Origin of the sequence: Novosphingobium anseongense, assembly GCF_037482895.1 — a bacterium.
Taxonomy (GTDB): Bacteria; Pseudomonadota; Alphaproteobacteria; order Sphingomonadales; family Sphingomonadaceae; genus Novosphingobium; species Novosphingobium anseongense.
Window position 1 is genome coordinate 394,386 of record NZ_JBBHJZ010000002.1, and the last position, 16,446, is coordinate 410,831.

14 protein-coding genes are annotated in these 16,446 nt (G+C 68.7%); 7 read left to right on the forward strand and 7 right to left on the reverse strand.

The genetic code is table 11. The features are described 5' to 3' along the window. Window positions 1–2: 2 nt before the first annotated feature. Window positions 3–1,004, reverse strand: a complete 1,002-nt coding sequence (locus WG901_RS10530) for an NAD(P)H-quinone oxidoreductase (RefSeq protein WP_339587023.1) — start codon at window positions 1,002–1,004, stop codon at window positions 3–5. Window positions 1,005–1,097: 93 nt separating this feature from the next. Between WG901_RS10530 and WG901_RS10535 the strand changes: the two genes are divergently transcribed. The 6 genes from WG901_RS10535 to WG901_RS10560 all read left to right on the forward strand — a co-directional run bounded on the left by WG901_RS10535 (window position 1,098) and on the right by WG901_RS10560 (window position 7,238). Next, window positions 1,098–1,301 (forward strand): DUF1192 domain-containing protein, encoded by a 204-nt coding sequence (locus WG901_RS10535; protein ID WP_339587024.1) that lies wholly within the window; start codon window positions 1,098–1,100, stop codon window positions 1,299–1,301. A 124-nt stretch (window positions 1,302–1,425) separates the two neighbouring features. After that, window positions 1,426–3,816 (forward strand): ATP-dependent Clp protease ATP-binding subunit ClpA, encoded by a 2,391-nt coding sequence (clpA, locus tag WG901_RS10540; RefSeq protein WP_339587025.1) that lies wholly within the window; start codon window positions 1,426–1,428, stop codon window positions 3,814–3,816. Window positions 3,817–3,909: 93 nt separating this feature from the next. Then, window positions 3,910–4,923, forward strand: a complete 1,014-nt coding sequence (locus WG901_RS10545; protein ID WP_339587026.1) for a ligase-associated DNA damage response exonuclease — start codon at window positions 3,910–3,912, stop codon at window positions 4,921–4,923. Between the two features lie 145 nt (window positions 4,924–5,068). Beyond that, window positions 5,069–6,694 carry a cisplatin damage response ATP-dependent DNA ligase gene (locus WG901_RS10550; protein ID WP_339587027.1) on the forward strand — a complete coding sequence of 542 codons (1,626 nt, stop codon included), beginning with the start codon at window positions 5,069–5,071 and terminating at the stop codon, window positions 6,692–6,694. Between the two features lie 5 nt (window positions 6,695–6,699). After that, window positions 6,700–6,975, forward strand: a complete 276-nt coding sequence (locus WG901_RS10555) for a hypothetical protein (RefSeq protein ID WP_339587028.1) — start codon at window positions 6,700–6,702, stop codon at window positions 6,973–6,975. Further along, complete coding sequence (locus WG901_RS10560) at window positions 6,972–7,238, forward strand: hypothetical protein (RefSeq protein ID WP_339587029.1); 267 nt, start codon at window positions 6,972–6,974, stop codon at window positions 7,236–7,238. The genes WG901_RS10555 and WG901_RS10560 overlap by 4 nt, the downstream gene beginning before the upstream one ends. A gap of 277 nt (window positions 7,239–7,515) precedes the next feature. On the opposite strand, the gene WG901_RS10565 is transcribed toward WG901_RS10560, so the two are convergent. Genes WG901_RS10565 through WG901_RS10590 form a run of 6 tightly spaced genes read right to left on the reverse strand, consistent with a single transcriptional unit; the run spans window position 7,516 to window position 13,759 of the window. Further along, on the reverse strand, window positions 7,516–7,794 hold the full coding sequence (locus WG901_RS10565; protein ID WP_339587030.1) for a DUF167 domain-containing protein: 279 nt from the start codon (window positions 7,792–7,794) through the stop codon (window positions 7,516–7,518). Further along, window positions 7,775–8,359: a gamma carbonic anhydrase family protein gene (locus tag WG901_RS10570; RefSeq protein WP_339587031.1), complete on the reverse strand. Its 585-nt coding sequence runs from the start codon at window positions 8,357–8,359 to the stop codon at window positions 7,775–7,777. The genes WG901_RS10565 and WG901_RS10570 overlap by 20 nt, the downstream gene beginning before the upstream one ends. Further along, the gene (locus WG901_RS10575; RefSeq protein ID WP_339587032.1) at window positions 8,356–10,626 is read right to left on the reverse strand and encodes a hypothetical protein; all 2,271 of its coding nucleotides are present in this window, start codon (window positions 10,624–10,626) and stop codon (window positions 8,356–8,358) included. Before WG901_RS10575 ends, WG901_RS10570 begins: the two co-directional genes overlap by 4 nt. After that, entirely contained in the window at window positions 10,623–11,147 is a 525-nt protein-coding gene (locus tag WG901_RS10580) for a GNAT family N-acetyltransferase (protein ID WP_339587033.1), read from the reverse strand. Before WG901_RS10580 ends, WG901_RS10575 begins: the two co-directional genes overlap by 4 nt. Then, entirely contained in the window at window positions 11,144–12,139 is a 996-nt protein-coding gene (gene hemB, locus WG901_RS10585; RefSeq protein WP_339587034.1) for a porphobilinogen synthase, read from the reverse strand. The genes WG901_RS10580 and hemB overlap by 4 nt, the downstream gene beginning before the upstream one ends. A gap of 45 nt (window positions 12,140–12,184) precedes the next feature. Further along, complete coding sequence (locus WG901_RS10590; protein WP_339587035.1) at window positions 12,185–13,759, reverse strand: M23 family metallopeptidase; 1,575 nt, start codon at window positions 13,757–13,759, stop codon at window positions 12,185–12,187. A gap of 163 nt (window positions 13,760–13,922) precedes the next feature. Between WG901_RS10590 and WG901_RS10595 the strand changes: the two genes are divergently transcribed. Beyond that, window positions 13,923–16,445, forward strand: a complete 2,523-nt coding sequence (locus WG901_RS10595; RefSeq protein ID WP_339587036.1) for a helicase-related protein — start codon at window positions 13,923–13,925, stop codon at window positions 16,443–16,445. The last annotated feature ends 1 nt before the right edge of the window (window position 16,446 follow it).

The following is a 16,446-nucleotide window of genomic DNA, read 5'->3' on the forward strand; positions in this document are numbered from 1 at the left end:
GCTTATACCTCGAGCACGATCTTCCCGATATGATCGCCTGCTTCCATGTGGGCGTGTGCCGCCGCGGCCTGAGCCAGCGGGAAAGTGCGGTCCATCACCGGGCGGAGCTGGCCGAGTTCGGCGAAGGGCCAGACATTGCGCGCGATCTCCTGCGCGAGCAGCGCCTTGAATTCGGCCGAGCGCGGGCGCAGCGTCGAGCCCGTGAGCGTATAGCGCCGGCTCATGACCACGGCCATGTTGACCTCGGCCTTGGCCCCGCCCTGCACCGCGATCGTCACGTGGCGGCCATCTTCGGCCAGGCATTTGAGATTGCGCGGCACATAGTCGCCCGCGACCATGTCGAGCACGAGCTGCACGCCGCGGCCATCGGTGATCCGCCGCACTTCCTCGACGAAGTCCTGCGCCTTGTAGTCGATCGCATGGGCCGCGCCGATCTCGAGCGCCTTCGCGCACTTCTCGGGACCGCCGCAGGTAACGATCACGGTCAGGTCGAACAGCCGGCCGAGCAGGATCGCCATCGTGCCGATGCCAGAGGTGCCGCCGTGAACGAGAATCGTCTCGCCCTCCATCGCCCAGCCGCGTTCGAACACGTTGTGCCAGACGGTGAACAGCGTCTCGGGCAGCGCCGCGGCCTCGGCCATCGACAGCGCCTCGGGCACGGCCAGGCAGTGATCGGCGCGGGCGAGACAATATTCGGCATAGCCGCCGCCCGCGACCAGGGCGCAGACCTGCTGCCCGGGAATGAGTTCGACCACGCCGTCGCCGAGCGTGACCACCTGCCCCGAAATCTCCAGGCCGGGGATCGGCGAGGCACCGGGAGGCGCAGGGTACAGGCCCAGCCGCTGGACCACGTCGGGGCGATTGACCCCGGCGAAGCCCACCTTGATCAGGACTTCGCCCGGGCCCGGCCTGGGCACGGGCAGGCTCTGCGGCCGAAGCACCTCGGGCCCGCCGGGCGTGTCGAAACCTATGGCCGTCATGGTCTGCGGAACGCTTGCCGGCATTGAGCCCCCTTCGAGCCGGGAAATCCCCTGCCGTAGTCCTACGTCATGGTGCCGGTTGACAGCAAGCCAAGAGCGTCCGATGTTTCGATCGCAATGGACGACGACGATCGACCACGGCCACGCGGAGATTCCGCCAGCCGACTCGCCGGCGAGAGCCTCGACAGCTATTCGCAGGAGGAGCTCGACTTACGCGTCGAACTGCTCGAGGCCGAGATCGCCCGCGTCGCCGCCCACAAGGACCGAGCCGCCGCGCACCGGCTTGCCGCCGACGCCTTCTTCAAGCCCAAGGTACCGTGACGCGGCCCGGATCTTTTCCCGGCCTTCGCAATGGCCCTGATGCTTCCCATATGGGATTCGTTAACCATCTATCTTCATGTTTCCGTGTCGTCGGAGACTCTCTCTCCTCAGCGAAAGACCGATAATGCCCAGTTTCGCCCAGAACCTCGAAAAGACGCTGCATTCGGCGCTGGCCCAGGCCTCCGAGCGTAGTCACGAATATGCGACGCTCGAGCACTTGCTCCTCGCGCTGATCGACGATGCCGATGCCGCGCAGGTCATGGAGGCCTGCGGCGTCGATCTCGGCGATCTCGGCGACGTGGTGCGCCAGTACCTCGACCAGGAATACCAGTCGCTCAAGACCCAGGACAAGGGCGACCCCGCCCCCACCGCGGGCTTCCAGCGCGTGATCCAGCGCGCCATCCTGCACGTCCAGTCGAGCGGCAAGGACACCGTGACCGGCGCCAACGTGCTCGTCGCGCTGTTCTCCGAGCGCGACTCCTACGCGGTCTATTTCCTCCAGCAGCAGGACATGAGCCGGCTCGACGCGGTGAGCTTCATCAGCCACGGCATCGGCAAGGGCGGCCGCCGCATCGAGGATCGCACGCCCAAAGGCAACAGCGAGAGCGAGACCCCGCAGGCCGAGGAAAAGAACGAGAGCAAGAGCCAGAAGAAGGATTCGGCGCTCGACCAGTTCACGGTCAACCTCAACGAGAAGGCGCTGACCGGCAAGATCGACCCGCTGATCGGCCGCGGCCCCGAGGTCGATCGCACGATCCAGATCCTCTGCCGCCGCTCGAAGAACAACCCGCTCTACGTGGGCGATCCCGGCGTGGGCAAGACCGCCATCGCCGAAGGCCTGGCGCGCAAGATCGTCGAGGGCGAAGTGCCAGAGGTCCTGACCGACGCGGTGATCTATTCGCTCGACATGGGCAGCCTGCTCGCGGGCACGCGCTATCGCGGCGATTTCGAAGAGCGCCTCAAGCAGGTGGTTTCCGAGCTCGAGAAGATGCCCGAAGCCGTGCTGTTCATCGACGAGATCCACACGGTGATCGGCGCCGGCGCCACCAGCGGCGGCGCGATGGACGCGTCGAACCTGCTCAAGCCGGCGCTCTCCAGCGGCACGATCCGCTGCATCGGCTCGACCACCTACAAGGAGTTCCGCAACCACTTCGAGAAGGACCGCGCGCTGCTGCGCCGGTTCCAGAAGATCGACGTGAACGAGCCGACGATCGAGGACACGATCAAGATCCTCAAGGGTCTGCGCTCGGCCTTCGAGGACCACCACAAGGTCAAGTACACCCCCGACGCGATCAAGACCGCGGTCGAGCTCTCGGCGCGCTACATCAACGACCGCAAGCTGCCCGACAAGGCGATCGACGTGATCGACGAGGTGGGCGCGATGCAGATGCTGGTGCCGCCGAACAAGCGCAAGAAGACCATCACCGCGCGCGAGATCGAACAGGTCATCGCGACGATGGCGCGCATCCCGCCCAAGTCGGTGTCGAGCGACGACAAGAAGGTGCTCGAACATCTCGACCGCGACCTCAAGCGGGTGGTCTTCGGCCAGGACAAGGCGGTCGAGAAGCTCTCGATCGCGATGAAGCTCAGCCGCGCGGGTCTGCGCGATCCGGACAAGCCGATCGGCTCGTTCCTGTTCTCGGGCCCGACCGGCGTCGGCAAGACCGAGGTCGCCAAGCAGCTCGCGGCGATTATGGGCATTCCGATGCAGCGCTTCGACATGTCCGAGTACATGGAGCGCCACTCGGTCAGCCGCCTGATCGGCGCGCCTCCGGGCTATGTCGGCTTCGACCAGGGCGGCCTGCTAACCGACGCGGTCGACCAGCAGCCGCATAGCGTGCTCCTGCTCGACGAGATCGAGAAGGCGCACCCCGACCTGTTCAACATCCTGCTTCAGGTGATGGACAACGGCCGTTTGACCGACCACCACGGCAAGACCGTCGACTTCCGCAACGTCGTCCTCATCATGACGACCAATGCGGGCGCTTCGGACATGGCCAAGCAGGGCATCGGCTTCGGCGACGTCTCGAAGGAAGACGCCGGCGACGAAGCGGTGAAGCGGATGTTCACCCCCGAATTCCGCAACCGCCTCGATGCGATTGTGCCCTTCTCCTACCTGCCGACCGAAGTCATCAGCCGGGTCGTGGACAAGTTCATCCTCCAGCTCGAACTGCAGCTGGCCGACCAGAACGTCCACATCCAGTTCGACGGCGACGCGCGCGGCTGGCTGGGCGAGCGCGGCTACGACAAGCTCTACGGCGCCCGCCCGATGGCCCGCCTGATCCAGGACAAGGTCAAGCAGCCGCTCGCCGAAGAGCTGCTGTTCGGCAAGCTCGCGCACGGCGGCGAGGTCCACGTCTCGGTCAAGGACGACGCGCTGAACTTCGAGCTGACTCCGGCGCCGCCCAAGCTCGTCAAGCGTGCCGCGAAGGGAACACCGGCCAAGACCGCAACCAAGCGCAAGCCGGCCGCGAAGAAGGCCTCGTCCTCGGAGCCCAGCACCGACGGCGAATAAGCCATAGCCCAGACATTGAAACGGCCGTCCCGAAAGGGGCGGCCGTTTTCGTTGGGGCTGGAACAAACCGCCGCGTCCAACCATCTTTCCTCAATGCCCGCCGCCAATTGGATTCGTCCCGAAGCGCACGGGATCTACATTCCCCCCGCCGATTGCTGGATCGATCCGGCGCGGCCCGTCGATCTCGCGCTCGTCACCCATGGCCACGCCGATCACGCGCGTGGTGGCCATGGCCGCACCGTCGCCACGCCGGCGACGCTCGACATCATGAGCCTGCGCTACGGCGTCGAGGCGGAGAATATCGGGCGGGCGACCCCCGCGCCCTATGGCGAGACGATCGAACTCAAGGGTGGGGTGGCCGCGACCTGGCTGCCCGCGGGGCACGTGCTCGGCTCGGCGCAGATTCTGCTCGAACATGCGGGCGAGCGCGTCATCGTCACCGGCGATTTCAAACGCCGCCCCGATCCCACCTGCCCGCCCTTCGCGCCCACGGCCTGCGACGTGCTGATCACCGAGGCGACTTTCGGCCTGCCCGTGTTCCGCCACCCGCCGATCGCCGAGGAGATCGCCAAGCTGCTAGCCGCGCGCCAGGCCAATGCCGATCGCTGCGTGCTGATCGGTGCCTATGCGCTGGGCAAGGCGCAAAGGCTGATCGCCGAGCTGCGGATCGCCGGTTATCGCGAACCGATCTACCTCCACGGCGCGATGGAGCGGATGTGCCAGCTCTATCAGGACCACGGCATCGACCTCGGCGATCTCCAGCCCGTCGCCGGCCTGCCGAAGGCCGCACTCATGGGCCAGATCGTCGTATGCCCGCCCTCGGCGCTCAACGACCGCTGGAGCCGCCGCCTGCCCGATCCGATCACGGCGATGGCCTCGGGCTGGATGCGCGTCCGCCAGCGCGCGCGGCAACGCAACGTCGAACTGCCGCTGGTGATCTCCGACCACGCCGACTGGGACGAGCTGACGCGCACGATCGAGGAGGTGAATCCCGCCGAGACCTGGATCACCCACGGCCGCGAGGAAGCCCTGCTGCGCTGGTGCGAGCTCCACCAGCGCAAGGCCCGCGCGCTGGCCATGGTGGGTTACGAGGACGAGGATGATTGAGGGGGCCGTCCAGTTCCTCCCCTGCAAGGGGAGATGGCAGCGCGAAGCGCTGACGGAGGGGTGTCCCCATTTCGGTGAGGGTGACACCCCTCCACCACCGACTGCGTCGGCGGTCCCCCTCCTTTTACAGGGGAGGATCTAAAGCGTGGAAGCCTTCGCCGCCTTACTGGACGCGCTCGTCTACACCAGCTCCCGCAACGCCAAGCTGCGGCTGCTCGCCGACTACCTGCGCCGGACCCCCGATCCCGATCGCGGCTGGGCGCTCGCCGCGCTGACCGACGGGCTCGACTTCCCCGCGGTCAAGTCCGCCGTCATCCGCAACCTGCTGATCGAGCGCGTCGATCCCGTGCTCTACGCGCTGTCGCGCGACTATGTCGGCGATACGGCCGAAACCGCGAGCCTGCTCTGGCCCGAACCGCCCGCGCCACCCTCGCCCCCGACCGTGTCCGAGGCGGTCGACATCCTCGCCGGCATGACGCGTGCCACGGTCTCGCGCGAACTGCCCGCGCTGCTCGACCAGCTCGATGCCTATGGCCGCTATGCCCTGCTCAAGCTCGCCACCGGGGCCATGCGCATCGGCATTTCCGCGCGGCTCGCCAAGACCGCCTTCGCCCAGGCCTTCGCGGTCTCGGTCGACGACGTCGAGGAATATTGGCACGGCCAGACCGCGCCCTACCTGCCGCTGTTCGACTGGGCCGCGAACGGCGCGGAGCCGCCTTCGGGCGAAGACATGCCGCTGTTCCGGCCTTTCATGCTCGCGCATCCGCTCGACGATACCGTGGTCGACATGGCCGACTATGCGGCCGAATGGAAATGGGACGGAATCCGCGTCCAGCTCGTCCATGTCGCCAATGATACCGGCGGCGAGACGCGCGTCTATTCGCGCTCGGGCGACGATATCTCGGCCACCTTCCCCGAGATCGCCGCAGCTCTGGACATTCCCGCGGTGCTCGACGGCGAATTGCTCGTGCGCGGCAGCCACCAGGGTGGCGAGCGCGCCGAACAGGCCGGCGCGGCGAGCTTCAACGCGCTCCAGCAGCGGCTCGGTCGCAAGACCGTCTCCAAGAAGATGCTCGAGGAGTACCCGGCCTTCGTCCGGCTCTACGACGCATTGATCGTCGAGGGCGAGGACCTGCGCGAGCATAGCTGGGAGCAGCGGCGCGCGCTGCTCGAGCGCTTCGCCCCGCGCCTCGATCCGGCGCGCTTCGACGTGAGCGCCGTGATCGAGGCCGCGACGCTCGACGAGCTCGCCGCGATCCGCGAGCGGTCGCGCGACGAGGCGATCGAAGGCGTGATGCTCAAGCGCCGCGACAGCCCCTATGTCGCCGGCCGGCGCACGGGCCTGTGGTACAAGTGGAAGCGCGATCCGCTGCTGATCGACTGCGTGCTGATGTATGCCCAGCGCGGCTCGGGCAAGCGCAGCTCGTTCTACTCGGACTACACCTTCGGCTGCTGGGACGGCGATCCCGACGATGTCGAAAATGGGGGGGCGGAACTGCTCCCCGTCGGCAAGGCCTATTTCGGCTTCACCGACGAGGAGCTCAAGTGGCTCGACCGCTATGTCCGCCAGCACACGGTCAAGACCTTCGGTCCCGTGCGCGAGACCGACAAGAGCCTGGTCTTCGAGGTCGCCTTCGATTCGGTCCACGCGAGCAAGCGCCACAAGTCGGGGCTGGCCATGCGCTTCCCGCGGATCAGTCGCATCCGCGCAGACAAGCCCGCGCACGAGGCCGACCGGATCGACACGCTGCGCGCTTTGGTCAAAGACTGAGTCCGATGACGACTCCGCCAGCCCCACCGGCGCGTTCGCGCCTGCGCCGCCTCGCCCTGCCCGGCCTGGCCGTGCTCGCGACGATCGCCGCGGCTTTCGCCTTCGATGCGGCGCACGCGCCTTCGGGCGCCTGGATCTACAGTACCGAGAAGGGCGCCGAGGGCAGCGAGGATCGTTTCGCGACCTTGCTCAGCAGCAACCGCGTGCGCCAGAAGCCGCCCTACGAGGCCGAAACGACGATGGAACTGATCGTCGGCCAGACCGCGAAAGGCCCGAAGTGACCTTGCGCGTCAGTTCGGGCCAGCTGATGTGCCCGTCCTATGCGGGCTGCGCCGGCACCGTGCGCTTCGACGAAGGACCGACGCGCGAACTGCGCCTCGAAGGCTTCCTGCAAAGCGGCACCAACACCGTCTTCGTCAAGGAGCCCAAGCCCTTCATCGCCGCGCTGACCAAGGCGAAACACGTGACGATCGGCAAGCCCATGCTCGGCGCGGGCACGCCGCGCTTCGAGTTCGCGGTCGCTGGCTTGGATTGGGCTGATTGAGCGGCGAGGCGCTCCAGAACGGCCGTCTATGCCCCTGTCCAAAACCAACTCCGTCGCCCTGAACTTGTTTCAGGGTCCATTTCTCCGCGGCCACCGAAGCTCTGCCGGGTAGCGCGGCCGTACCGCCGGGATTTTCCGCGCTGACCGCGCTTCCGACCCGCTGGACCCTGAAACAAGTTCAGGGTGACGAGGAAGTATTGGGTCAGGTCAGGGCAGGTCGGATCGGGATCAGGTCAATTGATCGGCAACAGCCTCTTCGAGGAACAAGGCCGCCCCCTCATCTCACCCGCAGCAACTTCCCGCGCGAAGTTGCGCCGCGCAACAAGGTGACGCGCGAGGGCGCGATACCCAGGGCCTGCGCCACGAGCGCGAGAACGGCCGCCGTGGCCTTGCCGTCCTCCGGCTTGGCGCGGACTTTCGCGAGCAATCGGCCCTCGGCGATCTCCAGCATCTCGATCCGGGCGCCGGGCGTCACGCGCAGGGCCAGCCGGCCTTCGCCGTCCACCAGCGCGCGGATCGCTTCGGCCGTCGGCGCCTCAGGCTTGGCTCGCGCCATCGATCGCAGCGCCGTGGATCCGGCCATTGATCACGTAGCCGTTCACGCCGGCCTGCATGTCGACCAAGGCCTCGTCGGTGAGGTCGCGGACATATTTGGCGGGCCGGCCGACCCAGAGCTGGCGCGAATCGATGACCTTGCCCTGCGTCAGCTGCGCGCCCGCGGCGAGCATGCCGTCCGAATGGATCGTGCATCCGTCCATGACGATCGCGCCGAGCCCGACGAAGGCGCGGTCCTCGAGCGTGCAGCCGTGGACCATGGCGAGGTGGCCGATCAGCACGTCGTCGCCGATGATCGTCGGGAAGCCCTGCGGACGCTTGGGCTTGGGGCTGTCGCAATGTACGACGCTGCCGTCCTGGATGTTGGTGCGCGCGCCGATGACGATCCGGTTCACGTCGGCACGGATCACGCAATTGTACCAGACCGAAGCGTCGGGGCCGATCTCGACGTCGCCGATGATCCGGCAGCCCGGGGCGATGAAGGCGCTCGAATGGATGCGCGGCGCCTTGCCATTGATCGCGATCAGCGAGATGTCGGTACGCTTGCTCAGGTCGGCGATACTCATGGCTGTCTCATCATGTTGTTCCAGCGGATATAGGGCAGGATCGAGGCGTGGTCGTCGGTCCACACCTGGGCGCCCGGCTTGGCCAGCTTCGTCCACGGCGCGTCGGGCCGCAACTGTGACAAAGTCTGGAGCTGCGCCGGATCGCGCGTCAGCAGCACCCAGGCCGAAGGCGTCAGCAGGGTGCGGTCCTGCGGGTTGTCGTCGCGCACCACGGCGGTGAGGCCGCGATGCCGCGCGATCGCCGAAAGCACGGGCTGCAGCCCGATGTAGCGGTTCGAGATGTGGATCAGCAGCACGCCCCTGGGCGAGAGCGCGCGCAGATAGACGCCCACGGCCTCGTCGGTCAGCAGGTGCAGCGGAATCGCATCGGACGAGAAGGCGTCGATCGCCAGCACGTCGAACGAGCTCGGCGGCGCCTTGGCCAGTTCGAGCCGCGCGTCGCCGATCGCCACCTGCGGGTTGTGCGCGCAGTGCGAGAGGTAGGTGAAAGTGCCGTTCTGCGACAGGCGCAGCACGGCCGGGTCGATCTCGTAGAAACGCCAGCGCTCGCCCGGCTGGTAATAGGCGGCGAGCGTTCCCGTGCCGAGCCCGACCACGCCGATCCGCGCGCCGGGCCCGTAGAGCTTCTGCGCCTGACCCATGACGATACCGACGCCCGAACTTGCGCCGTAATAGGTCATCGGCGCGCATTCGAGCGCCTTGTCGGTCGATTGCTGGCCGTGCAGCGTGGTCCCGTGCGCCAGCGACCGCAGCTTGAGCGTGTCGTAGTCGCGCACCGTGTAGATGCCGAAGTAGCTGCGCGTGCGGTTGCCCTGGCCCGAGCCGTAGACCGTCTCCATCCCGCCCTGCGCCAGCATCAGCAGGACGAGCAGCCCGGCGAACAACGGTCGCCAGGGAACGAGCACCAGGCCGATCAGGACGATGCCCGTGGTGAAGTAGAGCCGCGTGACGGGCGGATCGGGCATAATCGCATATTGCGCCAGCTGCCAGCAGAGGAAGGCCGCGACGGCGAAGAGCACGTAGGCGGCAAGCCGTGCCATGCCCGGATCGAGCCCGGGCAGCCGGCGCAGGTCTTCGAGCGGCCGCAGCGGCATCAGCAGCGCCGCGGCGATGACCAGCAGCGGATGCTCCCAGACCCAGTCGAATACCACGGGCGCGATCAGCGCGGTGAACACGCCGCCGAGCGCGCCGCCGGCCGACATGACGAGATAGAACAAGGTCAGCTTCGAGGCTGGCGGGCGCAGCTCGTACATGCGCGCGTGGAGCACGACCGCAACGACGAAGAGCAACGCGACGGAGCCCATAGCGAGCATCATCGTACCCGAGCTGCGCGAGATCATCGCCGTGCCGCCCGCAAGCAGCATGACCGCAGGCGCCGCCAGGGTGATCGTGCCGGCGAGTGCCCGCCGATCGGAGAAGGCGACGACGAAGCTCAGCAGGTAGAGCCCGAGCGGGATCACCCAGAGCAGCGGCATCGCAAAGACATCGGTCGTGAGGTGCGTCGTCGTCGACAGCATCAGGCCCGAAGGCACGGCCGACAGGCCCAGCCACAAAAAGATGCGCGGCCAACCGATCGCTTCGGCTTCGTCCTCGACAGACGGCGCGGTTTCGGGCTGAGCCGCCTCGACCCGCCAGCGCGCACGCGCCGAGAGGACGACGAGCACGATCAGCGCGGCATAGCCGAGGCTCCAGCCGAGGCTCTGCGCGTGGATCGACAGCAGCGGCTCGGCCAGCAGCGGATAGGCGACGAGGCCGACGAAGCTGCCGACGTTCGACGCCGCATAGAGCGCCCAGGGCTCGCCCGCGCGCGGATGGAGCGAGAACCAGCGCTGCATCAGCGGCGCCTGGGCCGAGACGAGGAAGAACACCGGGCCGATCGTCACGGCGAAGAGCGCAGGCACCCAAAGCACTTCCCAGCCCGGCGCGGGTGGGGGCAAGGCCACCAGCGCGACGGGCAGCGTGACCGCCGCGACCACCAGCAGGATCAGGTGCAGCTTGGCCGCACGCCGGATCGGCATCTGCCCAAGATTGTGCGCATAGGCATAACCGGCGAGCAGCAGCGCCTGGTAGACCAGCATCGCGCTGTTCCAGACGTTGGGCGCGCCGCCCAGCCGCGGCAGCGCCATGCGCGCGACCATCGGCTGGACCAGGAACAGCAGGAAGCTTCCCGTGAGGATCGTCGCGATGAACAGCGCGCGCCTGACCGGCTGCTGCGAGTCCGGCCGTTGCGAATCCGGCTGGCTGCCGGCGGGCTGATCCGCGCTCATTGCGGGCGATCGATCCGGTAGAGCATGTGCCGCTTGAGCGGATCGCCGTCGGGCACCGCGGGATGATCGAAGTCCTCGTCCGGATCGCGTGTCATGCCCAACCGCTCCATAAGCCCCCAGCTCCTTTCGTTGGCCGACACCGTGATCGCCACGATCGTTTTCGCACGCAGTTCGCGCCAGGCCCAGGCGAGGCAGGCCTCGGCCGCCTCGCGCGCATAGCCCTGCCCCCAGGCATCCCTCGCCAGGCGCCAGCCGATCTCGGTCTCGCGCAAGGGCGCGCGCGGCGCCATCAGGCCGCAGAAGCCGAGAAAGCGGCCGTCATCTTTGCGCTCGACGGCCCAGAAGCAATGGCCGTGCTGACCCTGGGCCGCGTGCATCCGGTCGATGACGCTGTCGCTTTCGGCCCGGCTCGCGATCGGCAGCAGGAAGCGCATGACCTCCTCGTCCTGCGCCATGGCCCAGAACGGCGCGCGATCACTGTCGCGCCAGCGCCGGATGACCAAGCGATCGGTTTCGATCACGCGTTCAGCAGCCGCGCCGCGTGGGCGGCGTGGTAGGTCAGCACGCCCGAGCAGCCCGCGCGCTTGAAGGCGGTCAGGGTCTCGAGCACGAGCGCGTCGCGATCGCCCGAGCCGACCGTCACCGCCGCCTCGATCATCGCGTATTCGCCGGACACCTGATAGGCGAAGACCGGCACCTCGAAGCGCTCCTTCACGCGGCGGGCGATGTCGAGATAGGGCAGGCCCGGCTTGACCATGACACTGTCGGCGCCCTCGGCCAGGTCGAGCGCGACTTCGCGCAGCGCTTCCTCGCCGTTGGCCGGGTCCATCTGATAGGTCATCTTGTTGCCCTTGAGCAGCCCGCCCGAACCCACGGCATCGCGGAACGGTCCGTAGAAGGCCGAGGCGTACTTGGCGGCATAGGCCATGATCTGCATGTTGTGGTGGCCGGCCTCTTCGAGCGCGGCGCGGATCACGCCGATGCGACCGTCCATCATGTCCGACGGGGCTATGATGTCCGCGCCGGCCGCGGCCTGGTTCAGCGACTGGCCGACGAGAACCTCCACCGTCGCGTCGTTGAGCACGTAGCCCTTGGCGTCGATCAGCCCGTCCTGACCGTGGCTGGTATAGGGATCGAGCGCGACGTCGGTCAGCACGCCGAGACCGTCACCCACGGTATCGCGGATCGTCTTGATCGCGCGGCACATCAGGTTGTCGGGATTGAGCGCCTCGCGCCCGTCCTCGCTGCGTCGGCCGGGCTGGGTGTTGGGGAACAGCGCCAGGCAGGGAATGCCGAGCGACACCGCCTCCTTGGCGCGCGCGGCGATGCCGTCGAGCGACCAGCGCGAGACGCCCGGCAGCGAGCCGATCGGCTCCTCGACACCCGAGCCGTCGGTGACGAACAAAGGCCAGATCAGATCGGCGGGCGAGAGGAAGTTCTCGCGGTGCATCGCCCGGCTCCAGGCCGTGGCGCGCGTGCGACGGAGGCGCAGGGCGGGGTAGTTCGCGGTCATGCCGCGCTTCTAGGCGGAATTCCCCCGCCGCTTCAATCGTTGTCGCTAGGGAACCTTGCCCGAAAGCGCCTTCACCGGCGGGTACTTGGGCGAGAGCTTCTGCAGCGCCGCGCCGGGGGCGACGCCCTTGAGCTGGGCGATCTTGCCCTTGAGCGCGTCGAGCTGGCCCTTCTCCATGCCGGCGGGCGCGCCGCCCACGGTCTTGAAATTGACGCTGACCGACAGCGGATTGACCGTGCGCCCGTGCTGGTAGACCTCGTAGTGGAGGTGCGGGCCGGTCGAGAGCCCGGTCGAGCCGACATAGCCGATCACCTGCCCGGCCGAGACGCGCGCGCCCGGCGAGACGGCGATGCGGCTCATGTGGCCATAGCCCGAGCCGAGCCCGCCGCCATGCTCGATCCGCACGTAGTTGCCGTGGCCGCCGTGACGCCCGGCGAAGGAGACCACGCCCTCGCCCGTGGCGAAGATCGGCGATCCCCAGGCCGCGCCGAAATCGACGCCCGCGTGCATGCGGACATAGCCGAGGATCGGGTGGCGACGTGCGCCGAAGGGTGACGTCATGCGGCCGTTGACCGGCATGATCATGCCGCCGCTCAGGACCTGCGCGGGCGCGGCCATCATACCGCCACCGCTGTTGGCGGCGTCGACGAACTGGCCGTCCTTCCAGCGCACGAGCTCGGCCACCGGCTTGCCCTCGCGTTCGAGCCCGGCATAGACGAGATCGCCGACCTGGTTCTCGCCATTGGCCGAGCGCTTGTAGCCGACGATCATGTCGAACTGGTCGCTGGGCGTGACGCCGCCGTCGAGGCTGACGTGCGCGGCCAGGGTCTGGAGATATTGCTCGATCGCCTTCATCGGCGCGCCGGCGGCGCGGGCCGAGCGGAACAGGCTGGCGCCGACCGTGCCGCGCACGCGCAGCGGCGTCGCATCGACCGCGACGGGCTGGCGGGCGATGCCGAGGCCGCCGTTCTGGCGCGCGATCGCAAGGTCGAGATCGAAGCGCGCACGGAAGGTGAGCTTGTCGAGCGTGCGCGGCTCGCCCGGCGCCGCGCGACTGCCGAGCGTGATGGCGAACTGGGTGCCCGCCTTGACGTCACTGAGCGGCATGACCGCGGCGACCATCTGCGAGGCTTGGGCGGCGTCGACGATGCCGACGCCGGCGCGCTGGAGCATCTGCCCGAGGCTGTCGCCCTCGCCGAGCGTCGCGACCATCTGCAGGCTCGCGCGCTCTGGCACGCCGGCGAGCGGGATCACGCGCGCATCGGCGCGCGTGCGCAGGCCGCTGCCGGCGCCGAGCGCGAGCGGGGCGATCGCCTGACCGCGCAGCTCGCGGCGCACGGCGTCGTCGGGGTGGGAGCCGGTCGCGGCTTCGACCGCGGAGAAATCGGGCCAGAAGGCGAGCGCCACGGTGCCGAGCGCGAGCATCGTGCCCATCCCGCGATACCAGCGCCGGGTGCCGATCTCCTCGGCGAGATCGTGCACGAGATCGAGCGCATGAAACCGCCGCTCGATCCGCGCGCGCCAAGTCGGCCGCGATGGAAATTCCACGCGCGCCGGCGGGACCGCATCGGCCCGGGGACCGGCAGCGAAACCGTCGAGTTCGTCGTGTGGCCTGTACAAGCGGCGAATCCCCGCGCGCGGTCGATCGGGACCGGCGATCCCTCCCCCCTGCACGATCAAGGTTAATCTTCGGCTAAAACCTGTGGATTCCGGCGCAGAGGCGGGCCGGATCGTGGCGCACGGCTTGCGGGTGCCAAGTGCCGATGCCACATTGATTTTCGACATGGCCACCTATCCGCCCGTACAGGCAGATTCCCGGGTCAAGGCGGTGCTGGGTCCGACCAACACCGGCAAGACCCATCTCGCGATCGAGCGCCTCTGCGCCCATTCGAGCGGCGCCATCGGCTTCCCGCTCCGCCTGCTTGCCCGCGAGGTCTACGACCGGGTCTGCGCGATCAAGGGCGAGAACCGCGTCGCGCTGATCACCGGCGAGGAGCGGATCGAGCCGAAGGAGGCGCGCTGGCTGCTCTGTACGGCCGAGGCCATGCCACTCGAAAGGGATCTGGCTTTCATGGCGCTCGACGAGGCGCAACTCGCGGCCGACCGCGAGCGTGGCCACGTCTTCACCGATCGCCTGCTCAACATGCGCGGCCGCGAGGAGACGATGATCCTCGGCTCGTCGATTCTCGAGCCGATGGTCAAGGCGCTGGTGCCCGAAGCCGAAGTGGTCACCCGTCCGCGCTTTTCGACCTTGAGCCATACCGGCGCGCTCAAGCTCTCGCGGATTCCGCCGCGCAGCGCGATCGTCGCCTTCTCATCCGAGCAGGTCTACGCCATTGCCGAGATGCTGCGCCGCTTTCGCGGCGGCTCCGCGGTGGTGATGGGGGCATTGAGCCCGCAGACGCGCAACGCCCAGGTCGCGCTCTACCAGTCGGGCGAGGTCGACTACCTTGTCGCCACCGACGCGATCGGCATGGGGCTGAACCTTGACGTCACCCACGTCGCTTTCGCCGGGCTATCGAAGTTCGACGGCGTGCGCCAGCGGCGGCTGACCACCGCCGAGATGGCGCAAATCGCCGGTCGCGCCGGGCGGCACCAGCGCGACGGCACCTTCGGCACGCTCGCCGGGACCGGCAGCCACGACGCGGCCTTCACCGACGAAGAGGTCTACGCGATCGAGGAACACCGCTTCCCGCCGCTGACCCGGCTGTTCTGGCGCGAACCCGAGCCGCGCTTCGATTCGGTCGACCATCTGATCGCAGACCTCGAGGCGCCGCCGCGCTCGCCCGAGCTCGTCGCCGCGCCGGAGGCGATCGACCTCGCCGTGCTTAAGCGGCTGGCCGAGGACCCGGCGATCGCCGGCACGCTGCGGTCGAAGGCCGCGGTGCGCCGCTTCTGGGACGCCTGCCGCCTGCCCGACTTCCGCCACCAGGGGGTCGAGACGCACAGCCGCTTCGTCGCGCGTATCTGGGAAGACCTGCGCCGCGGCGCGCTCGGCGGCGACTATGTCGCGGGCGCGATCGCCGCGCTCGACAACGTCTCGGGCGATATCGACACGCTCCAGCACCGCGTCGCCTCGATCCGCTCCTGGGCCTATATCGCGCAGCGGCCGGACTGGGTGATCGCCAAGGACGAAATGGCGGCGCGGGCCCGCGCGGTCGAGGCGCGGCTGTCCGACGCGCTCCACGCGCGGCTGACCGAGCGCTTCGTCAACCGCCGCACGACCGTGCTGATGAAGAAGCTCGGCCCCGACGCCGCGCTGCTGCCTGTCCGGCTCGAAGGCGAGGAGGTCCAGGTCGACGGCGAAGCGATCGGCACGCTCAAGGGTTTCCGCTTCGTGGTCGACGCCACCCTGCGCCACGCCGATCGCAAGCTGCTGCTCGCCGCGGCCGAGCGCCATGTCCCCGCGCTGCTCGCCGAGCGCGCCACCGATCTTGCGCGGGACCTGGCCGACGGGACCGCCGAACTGACCCTGCAGGCAGGGACGATTGCCTGGGATGACCAGCAACTGGCCAGGCTGACGCGCGGCCGCAGCCTGCTTTCGCCCGCGATCGTGCCCGATGCCGCGCTCGACTCCCTGCCCGCGCCGGCGCGCAAGAATCTGGTCGCGGCGATCGAGGTCTGGCTCGCCCGCGCGCTCGAACCGCTGGCGCCGCTGCGCAAGCTCGAAGAGGCGACGACGGCGCCCGAGGCCGGGCCCGAGCTGCGCGCGCTATTGATCCGCCTGGTCGAGGCCGGCGGGCTGATGACGCGCGCCGATTCGGGGCTCGACGCGCTCGACAAGGGGCAGCGCACGATGCTGGCGCGGCTGGGCCTGCGCGTCGGCGCGCTCGACCTGTTCGTGCCGGGCATGCTGCGGCCCGCCGCACGAATCGCCTGGCGCGCGCTCGGAGGCGGCAAGGCGAGCCTGCCCGACGCCGCAATGCCGCCGACGCTCACAGCCGCGAAGCACGCGCTGCCGCCCGGCTATCGCGCGCTCGGGCAGCAGTGGCTGCGGCTCGACATGGCCGAGAAGCTGCTGCGCGACGCCCATGCCGCGCGGATCGCCGCCGGCCGCCGGCCTTTCGCGCTCGATCCGGCCAAAGCCGTGTCGATGGGGCTGACCACCGCGAGCTATGCGCAGCTGCTGCGGCTCGCTGGGTTCCAGCCGCTGGTGCCGCGCGCGCTGCGCGAAGGCGCGCATGGCCCGCCTACGCCGCTGACCTGGCGTTGGCGTCCGCCGCGCCGCCAGGCCGAGCCCGAAGCACCTGCGCCCGCGCGCCGCCCCGAGGGCGCCTTCGCGGCGCTCGCCGAACTGGTCCGGTAGG

Excerpts from the sequence above, each read along its gene's own strand:
- WG901_RS10555 (WP_339587028.1), top strand. The coding sequence starts at position 6,700 with ATGACGACTCCGCCAGCCCCACCGGCGCGTTCGCGCCTGCGCCGCCTC.
- WG901_RS10545 (WP_339587026.1), top strand. The coding sequence starts at position 3,910 with ATGCCCGCCGCCAATTGGATTCGTCCCGAAGCGCACGGGATCTACATT.
- WG901_RS10595 (WP_339587036.1), top strand. The coding sequence starts at position 13,923 with ATGGCCACCTATCCGCCCGTACAGGCAGATTCCCGGGTCAAGGCGGTG.
- WG901_RS10575 (WP_339587032.1), bottom strand. The coding sequence starts at position 10,626 with ATGAGCGCGGATCAGCCCGCCGGCAGCCAGCCGGATTCGCAACGGCCG.
- clpA (WP_339587025.1), top strand. The coding sequence starts at position 1,426 with ATGCCCAGTTTCGCCCAGAACCTCGAAAAGACGCTGCATTCGGCGCTG.
- WG901_RS10565 (WP_339587030.1), bottom strand. The coding sequence starts at position 7,794 with ATGGCGCGAGCCAAGCCTGAGGCGCCGACGGCCGAAGCGATCCGCGCG.
- WG901_RS10530 (WP_339587023.1), bottom strand. The coding sequence starts at position 1,004 with ATGCCGGCAAGCGTTCCGCAGACCATGACGGCCATAGGTTTCGACACG.
- WG901_RS10535 (WP_339587024.1), top strand. The coding sequence starts at position 1,098 with ATGGACGACGACGATCGACCACGGCCACGCGGAGATTCCGCCAGCCGA.
- hemB (WP_339587034.1), bottom strand. The coding sequence starts at position 12,139 with ATGACCGCGAACTACCCCGCCCTGCGCCTCCGTCGCACGCGCGCCACG.
- WG901_RS10570 (WP_339587031.1), bottom strand. The coding sequence starts at position 8,359 with ATGAGTATCGCCGACCTGAGCAAGCGTACCGACATCTCGCTGATCGCG.